We start from the raw sequence: 12,929 nt of genomic DNA on the forward strand, positions 1-12,929 counted from the left end.
AAGGGGATATTCCAGATTGACTCTCGAACAACACAAACGAAAAGAACAAAGGCCTCATAAGAGGCCTTTGCGGTTTCTAACGGTTTACTCAAACTATTTGGCGTTGTAGGTAAACCTCAAGTAGGAAGCGTATATCAGGCTTGCCATTCTGCGCGCAGTGCTTTCGCTGCGTTCACCATGTTGGTCAGTGCCGCTTCCACTTCTGGCCAGTTACGGGTTTTTAGACCGCAATCTGGGTTGACCCACAAACGCTGCGCTGGAATTTTTTCTGCTGCTTTGCGCAGCAAATCTTCAATCCATGTTTGTGCAGGAATGTTCGGTGAGTGAATGTCGTACACGCCTGGGCCAATTTCGTTCGGGTAGTTAAACTCTTCAAACGCTTTGAGCAGCTCCATGTTGGAGCGCGATGTTTCAATGGTGATCACGTCGGCATCCAGTGCCGCAACCGATTCGATGATCTCGTTGAATTCGCTGTAACACATATGGGTATGAATTTGCGTTTCCGGACGCGCGCTACCCGCGGAAATCTTAAACGCTTGCACTGCCCAATCTAAATAGGTTTGATGATCGCGTTTTTTCAGTGGTAAACCTTCACGAATCGCGGGTTCATCAATTTGAATAATATTGATGCCTGCATCTTGCAAATCCGCCACTTCATCACGCAGTGCCAACGCCAATTGCTGAGCAATCTCTTGGCGACTGATGTCTTCACGTGGGAAGGTCCAGCACAGAATGGTCACAGGCCCCGTCAACATCCCTTTCATCTGCTTAGACGTGAGAGATTGCGCGTAAGTTGACCACTCCACCGTGATCGGTTTTTCACGTTCAATATCCGCCACCACAATCGCTGGTTTTACACAGCGTGAACCGTAACTCTGCACCCAACCAAACTGCGTGGTTTGGAAACCGGCGAGGTTTTCAGCAAAGTATTCCACCATGTCGTTACGTTCCGCTTCACCGTGTACCAACACATCTAGCCCTAGTGCTTCTTGGCGTTTCACTGCATCAGCAATATGGCCTTTCAGTGCTTGCACATACTCTTGCTCGCTCAGCTTGCCTTGGCGATACGCACTACGCTCAGTACGGATCTCACCCGTTTGTGGGAAAGAGCCAATGGTCGTGGTCGGTAAGAAAGGCAGACCCAACACTTCTGCTTGGTGATGAGCACGCTCAATATAAGGCGCACTCCGCTCTGCCAATGCCGCCGTAATATTGTTGATACGCGCTTGCACAGAAGCCTTGTTCACCGTGTGAGAAGATTTGCGCGCAGCAATCGGCTGGCTGTAGGTATCACACGCTAAAATTGCGGCGGCATCCCCCTCCAGAGCACGGCCGAGCAAGGCGACTTCGGTCACTTTCTGCTTGGCAAACGCAAACCAACTGCGGGTTTCTGCGCTCAGATCGCCTTCCAGATCCAGATCGACTGGACTGTGCAGCAGTGAACAGGAACTGGCGACCCACAAACGCTCACCCAGCAAGGTTTTTACAGGTTGTAGACGAGCCAGAATGGCACTCAAATCGGCACGCCAAACATTACGGCCATTAATGACCCCCGCAGAAAGCACCCAATCGGAAGGCAAGCGGTTCACAATAGTTTCGAGCTGCGCTGGAGCGGCCGAAATATCCACATGCAAACCATCGACAGGCAGTTCGACTATCTTATCAAGCGTGTCTAACACTGAATCAAAGTAAGTGGTCAGCAGCAGTTTGACGTCACCGCGGATCACCTGATAAGCCAGTTTAAATGCTTCTTGCCAGCGAGGTTCCAGCTCTAACGCCAAAATAGGCTCATCGATTTGTACCCACTGCACACCCTGCTTCGCCAGCTTGCTCAGAATCGCTTGGTAAGCGGTCAATAGACGTGGCAACAACGTTAACCGATCAAAACCCTCTTCCACTTCTTTGCCTAAATAGAGGTAACTGATTGGGCCAAGCAGCACTGGTTTTACATCGTGACCCGCCTGCAGCGCTTCATTCACCTCTTCAAACAGTTGTGGCCAGCTCACATTAAACGTGTCGTTAGAGCTGAACTCCGGAACGATATAGTGATAGTTGGTGTTGAACCACTTGGTCATATCCGATGCGGCGCTGCCCGTTCCACAACCACAAGCATTTTGTGACTGACCGCGACCGACACGGAACAAAGTATCTAAATCAGGAAAACCGTGGCTGTGGCGCTTAGGCACATGGCCGAGTAACAGCGTGGTGGTGAGTACATGGTCGTACCAAGCAAAGTCACCCGCGGTCACAAAGTCTAATCCGGCTTCTTTTTGCAATGCCCAGTTTTTTTGGCGAATTTGACTACCGACCTGTTTCAAAGCCGCTTGGTCAATCTCACCACGCCAGTATTTTTCAAGAGCAAATTTAAGTTCGCGTTTTTCGCCAATGCGGGGATAACCAAGAATGTGTGTCGTTGTCATGTGAAAATCCTTTGTCTGTTCTTAATAGGTCGTAGAAGCTCTAAGCTGCCTCAGCACATCGAAAGATGTCTGGATGGCTAAACTATCGCGTTGTACGCCTTCGAGGACAAGGTTCATTTATTCAACTTGTTTATTAGTAATTTTCATGTTGGCACTGGCGATTATCAATTTACCTTTACCGATTTAGCCATCTAGATGTTTACAGCTCCGAAAAATCGGCGTAACTTAGCTAAAAATTCATGTTGGCTTAGGGATAAGTGAGGAGAGTTCATGATAGAGCTGAAACATTTAAAAACGCTGATCTCGCTACGCGAAACCGGTTCACTGACCGCCACCGCGACCTCGTTGCATCTCACCCAGTCTGCGCTCTCGCATCAGATTAAAGACTTGGAAGCGCGAATTGGCGGGCAGCTTTTTTTGCGTAAAACACGCCCAGTGCGTTTTACCGCCGAAGGCGAAATTTTGCTGCGTTTGGCGGACGATATTTTGCCTAAGATGTCACGCGCCGAGAATGAACTGGCGAGCCTTAAAGAAGATGTGAATGGACGCCTGCACATGGCGATTGAGTGCCACTCCTGCTTTCAATGGCTAATGCCCGCCCTGCGCGAATATCAGGTCAGCTGGCCAAATGTGGCGCTGGATTTTTCATCCGGCTTTGGGTTTGAGCCTCTACCCGCGCTGTTAGCGGGGGAATTGGATCTGGTGATCACCTCAGATATTTTGCCACGCTCAGAAGTGCATTATGAGCCACTGTTTGATTTTGAAATGCGCCTTATCACCGCCACCAACCATCCATTGGCTGACAAAGCCGGTATTGAGCCCCAAGATTTGATCGATCAAACCATGCTCACCTATCCGGTGCAAAAGCAAAGATTGGATGTGGTGAAGCACTTTTTGCAACCCGCAGGCGTTGAGCCCGCACGCTGGAAGCAAGCCGACAATACGTTAATGCTGGTACAAATGGTGTCGGCAGGATTAGGCGTCGCGGCACTACCCAATTGGGCAATCAGCGAGTTTTCACGCCAAGGGCTCATCACCAGTAAACCGTTAGGTAAAGGGCTATGGCGTCGCTTGTTTGCCGCCACTCGCCATAGCGAAAAAGACAAACGCTACCTGCAAGCCTTTTTCGCTACCGCACGCCAACAATGCAAAAGCCACCTTGATGGGATCAAGATGGCTTCACTTTAGGCATCACTACCGAGCATAAGCTTTGAACTGGTTGGTAAGAGGATCGTATTGATAACCCAGTACGTCTAACTTACCGACCAGATGCTCAATATCCATTTCATAAGTGCTGATCAACTCATCCAGGCTGTCACATTCCAAACGCAGTTTTTCATTGACGATGCCCAGCAAGATCACGCTATCGAAATTTCGTACGTTGCTCAGATCCATCACATCACTCCTGATTGAATGTTTTCACTCAGCGTTTCCGCTCCCCAACTTCATCAAGCATAGTCGCTATTTGGGTAACGAAAAGTGATCTGTGCGACGCACTTCACTCCACTGCGCTACAACGGCATTTGATACAAACCGTGGAATCCGGTTGCGGATGCCAGTACCAAAAGCCCTGCGAGCAATAACTGCCATTTATTGACGGTTTTGCCAGAGATCAAATGCCAGCACCACGCCACGATACCCGTAATCAATAAGCCAAAGCTCATCACAATCGGCATCAATAGTGTTTGCAGTTGCTCGTCATTCAAACCAGAAACATAAGGCAAGAGGCATAACGCAGTGAGCATGGCAGATACAATCCCTACCACAGGCAAGATTCGATGAAAGGCTTGTAAGCGTGAGCGAGCCAGTGTCAGTAGCAAATGTCCGAACATCGCACCCAGCAGAAAAATTGCCGCAAAGATAGTGAGCGATGCGGGCCATGCTGGCGCTTCGCTGATCAAAATCCCGACGTAAGCCAGTGCTAAACCATTGGCTAAATACATCACCCAAAGCGGGCCTTCCTCACGCGTTTTTTTAGTCTGCACTTGCGAATAGAAGTAAAACAGCGCAAACACCACCAGAAACGCTTCAATTTTGATCGACGCCACGGCCAACCAGAGCACCGCTAACGCAGGCAATACTTTGTGGATACGACCACGCTGTCCGGGGCAAATTTCCCCCTTGATCAGCACCAGTGTCAAAATGATTTGCGCGCCCAATAACATAGGTGCGAATACGGAAATCAGAGAATAAAGCATAGTTTGCCAAATCAGAGAGCTGTCGAGGTGGCAGATAATAGCAAACCTCCTTCGATAACCCCAAGCAGCGGCCGCGAATTTCCTCTGTGGATGAAACTCCGGTGGTGCTAACTACTCAGACCAGATCGCAAAATGGCTAAAAGTGCAGCAAGCCAAACAAAAGTGGAGCGACAAAACATCACAATGCGTTATAGTTTCCGTCCAACTATAACTAGAGAATGATATGAAAATTCGATTATTAGTCAGCATTTTATGCATCCTGTTCGCCGGTTGCGCCTTACAACAAACCAACCGCGCACTCCAACCCGACCAACGCTGGGTCACTCAAACACTGCCCAATGGCCTTACTTACCATCTCTACCCAGACAGTGAACAAGAAGTCTCTATTCGTTTGTACGTTCACGCAGGTTCAATGCAAGAAACCGCGCAGCAAGCGGGTTACGCTCACTTCATCGAACATATGGCGTTTAACGGAACCCGCCATTATCAGCACAACGATGTGATTCGTATGTTTGAGCAAAGTGGTGCCCAGTTTGGTGCGGACTTTAACGCTTTAACCGGCTACGACCGCACGGTTTATCAGCTCGACCTACCTAATGCGCAAAATATCGATAAAGCGCTATTGTGGTTTGCTGATATTGCTGACGGTTTAGCGTTTGACTCTGATGAAGTCGAAAAAGAGAAAGGGGTGATTTTGGGAGAGTTTCGCGCCTCACGCACAGAAAACATGAGCTTAGAGCAGCAGTTTTATCTGCACCAGATCCAAGGAACCTCCTACGCGGATCGCGATCCCCTCGGTTCACGCGAGTTGGTGCAAGCCGCCACTCCAGACAGTTTGAAAGCCTTCTACCAACAGTGGTATCAACCTCAATTAGCGGAACTGGTCATTACTGGTAACTTTACCCTTGAACAAGGCCAACAGTGGGTTGAGAACTATTTCTCCTCATGGAAGAAAGGCACCACCGAAAAGCCAGCTTCGATTTATCACCAAGCCCTGAATAACCAAGACCTAGTCGCTCCGGTGACTGCAGGTGAATCTCCTAGCCTAACCTTGATCTTCCCCCAAGGCTCAGCAGCGATTAAAGACTATGCCAGCCAGCAAGAGTTTTGGCGCGACGATGTCGGCGAACAACTCCTGCACACACGCCTAGTAGCGGCATTCAATGATGCAGCGCAGGCCATAACCGGCATTTACGCAACCCATTATGAAATCGAAGGTCAACGTTACACTCTCATTAGCGTCGGGTTTGCGGCCGAACAACGAGAGAAAGTGCAAGCCTTGTTGCTGGAAACCCTCGCTTCAATGCGTGATTACGGGGTGACCCAAAATGAGTTGGATATCATTATGCGCGGTTATCGTGAGCACTTAACCTTTTTGCAAGAAGATCGCGAAGCCATAACCCCAGCGAGTCATGCCAATCAAAAAGTCTACTCGATTGTGTTTGATACACCGATCCAAGCGACGCTCGATTACCAAGCGAGCTTGAGCGAGTTTATTGCTTCCGCGACACCTGAAATGATCAATCGTCATATCCAACAGCAATTGAGCCAAAGCCCTATCTGGGCTGTTGGCGTTGCGGCCACTGAAGATACGCAAGCGTTGAAAAATGCCTTGCCACAATGGCGTAACGACCTAGCGCAACCTGGCAATCAGCCTATCGATCAACAAATCGATAGCCCATTCACCCAGCAATTTACTGCGGGCGAAGTGGTGAAACAACTCGATATCAATGACGACCCACAGGTGACTTATTGGCAGCTTGATAACGGTATTGACGTCTATTATCTGCGCAATCTTGAAGCCAAAGATCGCGTCTTTGTTCAATACGCCAGTTCGGGTGGCCAATTCGCGTTACCTGCAGACCTACTCCCTGCCGCCGAAATTGCTCCTGCAGTGCAAATGCGAAGTGGTTTAGATACGTTGAACGGCTCTCAGTTTGATCGCTACCTTCGTCAGAAAGACATTGGTTTCTATAACTATATTGCATCGACCAGTCATGGTTTCGAAGCCAATAGTAAAGCGCAAGAGTTACCTGAGCTGCTGGAAATACTCCATTTATTGTCAACTCAAGTCAAAGTCAGCCCTGATCAGCTCAATTCAGTGAAAACCGAATTTACTCAAAATCGTAGTACGTATTTTGACTCTCCTATCGGCACTTTCATACGTGAGGTCAGCCATCAAAGCTTTATCGAGGGCAGCCCATACAGAATGCGCACTCCTGAACAGGTCGCCCAAGTCACGGCACAGCAAATTGAGCAGGTTCATCAACGTCTCTTCAGTGAAGGACGCAATAATACGCTGGTCATCGTCGGTGATATTGAGCGCTCTCAAATCACCCCGATGTTGCGTCAGTACGTAGCAAGCTTACCTTTGACCAAGGGAACGCTTTCACCTATGACCAGCCAGTTGCTCAAACCGGTTGTACCACGCCTAGAATTAGCACTTAACAATGAAAACTCGACTCAATATTCCTTACGCCTGCTCTCTGAAACTCAGCCGCGTACAGCAAAAACCGTCTTTATCGATGATATGTTGCAACGTATTGCGACTCAGCGTTTACTCACTGAAGTTCGCGAGCATCAAGGTTTAGACTACACGCCACAAGTGATCCCTTACGTGGTCGATGGAGATATTCTCAATGATTGGATACTGTCAGCCTTAGTTGATCCGAAAAGTGAACCACAAGTGGCCAAAGTGATGCATGAAGTTGCGAATGAGCTTGCCCAAGGTGTGACGCAGCAAGAATGGGATATCGTTAAGCAGAAGTTCTTGATAGATATGAAAACACTTGAGAAATCACCTGCGCAACAAGCCTACACCGTGGTACGTTATGCGATTCATCATTATGGGATTGAGGCCATCTACAAGTTTGAGGAGATGACACAATCCATCACCCTCAGCGAAGTCAACCAACGAGCTCAAGCGTTATTTGGGAAAGATACGATGTCACAAGAGCTGATCATGACGCCTAAGGCTAATCCTAAAGGCTAAGCGCTGAGCACGCTCATCGAATCAATAATTCGTGCAACACTCATGATTCAACCTAAACAAAGCCCGCCAAGCGGGCTTTGTTATGAGTGGCGTTTTGGGGAACCTATATTTCCTCTCAGCCTTGCTGACTGTATCAACTCGCTAAATAAGCGAGCAGACGCGGCGCAGTCACAATCCCTTTGTATCTATTACCCTCGACTAAAACCCAAGGTGGCGGTGGATTGGTTTTGAGCAACGAGGCTAATAGCTTGAGGTCTGTATCATGAGCCAGTTTGACTTGCGGCGTGCGCATGATTTGATTGACGGGTTTGCGCCAAATAGCGGCTTCACGTGCCGTTTCCAATTCAGTACCCATGGTAGGTGTAAGGTGTAAATTCAGCGCGGCTCTATCCACCAAGCCGACACATTCTCCAGCCGTAACGACCGGTAAAACATCGGACTGCACCGCGTTAAAGTATTCCACCGCCAACGAGAGTGGATCTCCGGGGTCGAGCCGATATTGAGTGAAAAACGCTAAACTTTGCAATGTTGTAATTTCGCTTGATTGCTTATCGGCTTCACGGTTGGTCAACTTAAGATGTTTACGATAATCCGAGGCATGAATAAGGTTACTCAGTGGCAAAGGCTTGGCGAAAAAGAATCCCTGTAATAGATCTACTCCCAGCGACTTGAGGACATACACTTCATGCTCAGTCTCTACCCCTTCGGCGACAACCTTAACACCCAAAGTATGGGCAAGATCGGTCATCATTTTTACGATGGCATAGCGGCGTGACCCCACTTCGATATTGGTCACAAACTCTCGATCGATTTTCAAATAATCAAACTGACACTCCGTGAGGTAAGAGAACGAAGAAAAGCCCGTTCCAAAATCATCAATCGCAACAGTGACTCCACGATTTCGTAAATGCTGCAGCACTTCGCCTCCCTGTGATTGAGAGTCAAAGTAAGCCGTTTCCGTTAACTCCACCGTGATATTTTTCGCCAAAGTCGGCGTTTCAGCGAGCATGTCAACCACGCTTTGTAAAATCTGCTCAGCACTCAAGTCGCTGTTTAACGAACGATTGATGCTGACTCCCACATGGTGACCAAATAAGGCGTGAATTTTAGGCAGATCCTTTAAGGCTTTGCCGCCAATCAACTCATCCAACTGATTGATCAGCCCCAGCTCTTCGGCTATCGAAATTAACTCTTGCGTTGATGCATGTAAAATCTCAGGAGCTTGAAAACGGCACAGCGCCTCAAACTTCACCACAGACCAACTCTGGCTATCCACAATGGGCTGATAAAACACTTCGACATCGCCATTTGCTATCCATTTCTGCACCCATTTTTCCAGTGTTTTACGACGCTCAATCTGCTGATGGATTGCGCGATCATAAAAGTTGATATGTCGAGTTTCCCCCGCGTGGTGCTCCAACATGGCTTGGATGGCATGGGGAACGAGGCGCTCTATTTTATCGGTATCCACATTTAACACCGAAACCCCTAAACGCCCCTTAGCAACGGCTTGATGAGCTTCCTGCCCACCTCGTTGTCGTAACTCAATAAAAAACTGGCGTAAAGTGCGCTGTAACCCTACCAAAGGCTGAGCTTCTAGGTTTTTCTCCGCATCCAACTGACACAGAAAAATCCCTTCACCGTGATAACCACACAGTTGCACTTGCCGGTTCTGCGCTAAACTGGCAGCCAACCGGCGGATCTGCGCATAGTATTTATCGCTGCTGAATTTAGGCTGTATTGCCAACACAAATCCAGTGGTGGTTTGCTGCTTAGGTAAACGCTGTTTCAACTGAGCACTGAATTTAGACAGCGTCGGTAATTGTGTCAGCAATTCGACATCGCCCGCTTGCTTATCCAGTACGCGATCCAAATGCGGTGCCAGATCCGTGGTAAAGCCGATATAAAAGATCTGTCCTTTCTGAGAACTTAAACGTTTAATAGATAGGTCTTGTGGCCAGACTTCACCAGAAGCGCGCTGAGATAAAATCGTGCCGCTCCAGCCGCCTTGCTCACGCAATTGCTGCCACATATCCACATAGAAATGCTGCGAATGTTTGCCCGAATTGAACATCCTGGTTTTTAACCCCAGTAGCTCATTTTGTTGATATCCCGTTTGCTGCTCAAAATAACGATTGCACGCCAAAATTCGCGTTTGATCATCGGTAATCACAACCCCATGATGGTCATTATCAAATAAAGCATCAAAGGCAAAGGCGGATTCCATACCAGAATGGAAAATCAGTAATGGTGTAATCGTCCCTCGAACAAGCTGGCTACTCACTTCGTCAACCGAAAACGAGACTAATGCCACCAACTTTTCGGCGCTCACCAATAAGGTATTGAGACTCTGTGGCGCTGAACCTGCTTGCGCGAAAAAGCCCGCGGCATCCTCGCGCTGAGTCAAAGGCAAGTACTCAAGAAAATCGTCGGGCTTGGTAATCGAGCGAGAATTTCCCACCAGTGATTGCCACATCACAATATCGTAATCCATGTGCTGACTGGCTAACTGGTAACACCAATCGAGTGGTGCATAACGAGTTTTGAAGCCGATACTTTGTGGTTGTACGGTTGATACATTCACACTCATCCGGTATCCCTAAACTGATGATGTTGATTCTGTGACCACCTTAGAACAGCTTGTCACCCCATACAATGAACTCTGACGCATAACGTTAACTTATCCCTAACTAAAGTATTAGTAACTAAAAACTAACTTGCCTACTTTTCTTTTAGACCTTGATTCCTTTCGTGGATTATTTCGCAAGTAAGAGTGAAATAATCCCTTAGCAAAATCGGGGCAATGTTACGGTAGATACTGGCCTTGCAAGCCGCTATAATGCCGCCCTCTTAATCTTGAGGCCAAAATATGCACAGCGAAGTTACCCCTATCCACCACTACAAAAAATACTGGGCCGAGTGTTTCGGCACAGCGCCATTCTTACCGACCAGTCGTGAAGAAATGGATCAATTAGGCTGGGATAGCTGTGATGTGATTATCGTGACCGGCGATGCTTATGTTGATCACCCAAGCTTTGGTATGGCGATCATCGGCCGCTTGCTTGAAGCACAAGGCTTCCGAGTTGGGATCATTGCACAGCCAGAATGGCAAACTAAAGACGCCTTTATGACGCTTGGCAAACCGAACCTGTTTTTCGGTGTGACCGCCGGTAACATGGACTCAATGATCAACCGCTACACGGCGGATAAAAAAATTCGTCACGACGATGCGTACACCCCAAACAATAAAGGCGGCATGCGTCCTGATCGCTGTTCATTGGTTTACTCACAACGTTGTCGTGAAGCCTACAAAGATGTGCCGATTGTGCTTGGCGGTATTGAAGCCAGCCTACGTCGTGTCGCGCATTACGATTACTGGTCAGACAAAGTTCGCCGCTCAATCTTGCTGGATGCGAAAGCCGATATTTTGCTGTTCGGTAACGCCGAGCGCGCACTGGTTGAGGTAGCTCACCGCTTAGCCAATGGCGAATCAATCAATAAGATGGTTGATATTCGCGGTACGGCTGTCAATTTGGCTCAAGTACCTGAACATTTTAAGATTATCGATTCCACCCGCATTGATCAGCCAAACAAACCGTTTGTGCCAAGCAATCCGTATGAAGTGGAAACCCAGTGCGCGACCAAAGGTGATGAGAAAGAAGAAGCTCAACCCATCACCATTCGCCCATCACGCCATGATGCGAAAACCACCGCGGTGCGTCTGCCCTCGTTTGAAAAACTGGTTAATGACCGTATTTTGTACGCGCACGCCAGCCGTGTGTTGCATTTAGAAACCAACCCTTATTCAGGCCGTGCGCTGGTGCAGCGTCATGGTGACCGTGAACTGTGGGTTAACCAAGCACCGATCCCGCTCACCACGGAAGAGATGGATTTCGTGTTTGGCCTTTACTACGCCCGTGTTCCGCACCCTAAATATGGCGATGCGAAAATTCCGGCGTACGACATGATCAAGACTTCGGTCAACATCATGCGCGGCTGTTTTGGTGGCTGTTCATTCTGCTCTATCACCGAGCACGAAGGACGCATCATCCAGAACCGTTCACAAGAGTCGATCATCAATGAACTGAAAGAAATCCGAGACAAAGTGCCGGGCTTTACCGGTGTAATTTCCGATTTGGGTGGCCCAACCGCGAACATGTATCGCCTCGGCTGTTCAGATCCAAAAGCAGAAGCGAACTGTCGTCGCCCAAGCTGTGTCTTCCCAGGAATCTGTCATAAGCTGAATACCGACCACAAACACACTATCGATCTGTATCGTGCAGCGCGTGATGTGGAGGGTATTAAGAAAGTGGTGATCGCTTCTGGTGTACGTTACGACTTGGCGATTGAATCGCCTGAGTACGTGCGTGAGCTGGTGACTCACCACGTCGGCGGCTATTTGAAGATTGCTCCTGAGCATACGGAAAAAGGCCCACTGAGCATGATGATGAAACCGGGCATGGGGACGTATGATCGCTTTAAAGAGCTGTTTGAAAAATACAGCGCTGAAGCAGGTAAAAAACAGTATCTGATCCCTTACTTCATTGCCGCTCACCCGGGGACTGAAGATGAAGACATGGTCAACCTCGCACTGTGGCTGAAATCCAACAACTACCGTTGTGACCAAGTACAGAACTTCTACCCATCGCCAATGTGTAATGCTACCGCGATGTATCACGCAGAAGTGAACCCGCTGAAACGCGTGAAATACAAGAAACCGGAAAAGGTGCCAGTGGCGAAAGGTGAAGCGCAACGTCGCTTGCATAAAGCTCTGCTGCGCTACCATGATCCTGCCAACTGGCCGATGATTCGCGAAGCGCTGATTGCGATGGGCAAACGTCATCTAATTGGTGACCGCCCTGAGTGTCTGATCCCAGAAAAAGATTCAGACCTAGTCACCCCAGCACAAAGCCGCAAATCAGGTCGTCATGGCGCGAATCGTTTTGCGACCAAGCATACGCATAGCCAACCGGGCTTTGATGCGCTGCGTGGTAACAAATCTGGTGGCCAAGGTCGTCCGAATAGTGGCAATAAATCGAATCAGGGCAAACCAACCGGTGGTAAACCGACAGGCAGTAAGCCAACGGCGAACAAACCTACGGGCAACCAACCTGCTCGCGGTGAACAAAACCGAGGCCAACAAGGTCAACGCGGCTCAGCCACAGGCGGTAAACCACAAGGCTCTGGCCGTCCTGCCAGTCGTGGTAATACTCAGCGTCAGCCGCAACGCGCACGTTAAACCCTATTTGCCTTCTTCACTCGCTTCTCGGGAGAGTTCCTTCTCCCCCCCCATGTCTATGGGAGGCCCTTCTTCTCCCC

Annotated in this window: 7 protein-coding genes; 3 read left to right on the forward strand and 4 right to left on the reverse strand. The window is 48.8% G+C overall.

The genetic code is table 11. From position 1 onward, the window contains the following. Positions 1–134: 134 nt before the first annotated feature. The gene (gene metE / locus GOU96_RS14880; protein ID WP_001886778.1) at positions 135–2,420 is read right to left on the reverse strand and encodes a 5-methyltetrahydropteroyltriglutamate--homocysteine S-methyltransferase; all 2,286 of its coding nucleotides are present in this window, start codon (positions 2,418–2,420) and stop codon (positions 135–137) included. A 270-nt stretch (positions 2,421–2,690) separates the two neighbouring features. Between metE and metR the strand changes: the two genes are divergently transcribed. Then, a complete protein-coding gene (metR, locus tag GOU96_RS14885) occupies positions 2,691–3,608 on the forward strand; it encodes an HTH-type transcriptional regulator MetR (RefSeq protein ID WP_123162754.1) in 918 nt (305 codons plus the stop codon). Between the two features lie 6 nt (positions 3,609–3,614). On the opposite strand, the gene GOU96_RS14890 is transcribed toward metR, so the two are convergent. Both GOU96_RS14890 and GOU96_RS14895 read right to left on the reverse strand, forming a co-directional pair. Next, positions 3,615–3,815 carry a DUF4250 domain-containing protein gene (locus GOU96_RS14890; RefSeq protein WP_000366101.1) on the reverse strand — a complete coding sequence of 67 codons (201 nt, stop codon included), beginning with the start codon at positions 3,813–3,815 and terminating at the stop codon, positions 3,615–3,617. 116 nt (positions 3,816–3,931) lie between these two features. Further along, the gene (locus tag GOU96_RS14895) at positions 3,932–4,618 is read right to left on the reverse strand and encodes a hypothetical protein (protein ID WP_114779798.1); all 687 of its coding nucleotides are present in this window, start codon (positions 4,616–4,618) and stop codon (positions 3,932–3,934) included. 223 nt (positions 4,619–4,841) lie between these two features. On the opposite strand from GOU96_RS14895, the gene GOU96_RS14900 reads away from it, so the two are divergent. Continuing rightward, a complete protein-coding gene (locus GOU96_RS14900; protein ID WP_267781552.1) occupies positions 4,842–7,610 on the forward strand; it encodes a M16 family metallopeptidase in 2,769 nt (922 codons plus the stop codon). 133 nt (positions 7,611–7,743) lie between these two features. Here GOU96_RS14900 and GOU96_RS14905 read toward each other — a convergent pair whose 3' ends face one another. Then, entirely contained in the window at positions 7,744–10,200 is a 2,457-nt protein-coding gene (locus GOU96_RS14905) for an EAL domain-containing protein (protein ID WP_267781550.1), read from the reverse strand. 279 nt (positions 10,201–10,479) lie between these two features. On the opposite strand from GOU96_RS14905, the gene GOU96_RS14910 reads away from it, so the two are divergent. Then, entirely contained in the window at positions 10,480–12,849 is a 2,370-nt protein-coding gene (locus GOU96_RS14910) for a YgiQ family radical SAM protein (protein WP_001960348.1), read from the forward strand. Positions 12,850–12,929 lie beyond the last annotated feature (80 nt).

The organism is Vibrio sp. R-1 (genome assembly GCF_035615595.1).
In the GTDB taxonomy this organism is placed as follows: Bacteria; Pseudomonadota; Gammaproteobacteria; order Enterobacterales; family Vibrionaceae; genus Vibrio; species Vibrio cholerae.

What these genes read in the sequence shown, in the direction of transcription:
- metE (WP_001886778.1), bottom strand. Translation starts at nt 2,420, where the DNA reads ATGACAACGACACACATTCTTGGTTATCCCCGCATTGGCGAAAAACGC.
- metR (WP_123162754.1), top strand. Translation starts at nt 2,691, where the DNA reads ATGATAGAGCTGAAACATTTAAAAACGCTGATCTCGCTACGCGAAACC.
- GOU96_RS14890 (WP_000366101.1), bottom strand. Translation starts at nt 3,815, where the DNA reads ATGGATCTGAGCAACGTACGAAATTTCGATAGCGTGATCTTGCTGGGC.
- GOU96_RS14895 (WP_114779798.1), bottom strand. Translation starts at nt 4,618, where the DNA reads ATGCTTTATTCTCTGATTTCCGTATTCGCACCTATGTTATTGGGCGCG.
- GOU96_RS14900 (WP_267781552.1), top strand. Translation starts at nt 4,842, where the DNA reads ATGAAAATTCGATTATTAGTCAGCATTTTATGCATCCTGTTCGCCGGT.
- GOU96_RS14905 (WP_267781550.1), bottom strand. Translation starts at nt 10,200, where the DNA reads ATGAGTGTGAATGTATCAACCGTACAACCACAAAGTATCGGCTTCAAA.
- GOU96_RS14910 (WP_001960348.1), top strand. Translation starts at nt 10,480, where the DNA reads ATGCACAGCGAAGTTACCCCTATCCACCACTACAAAAAATACTGGGCC.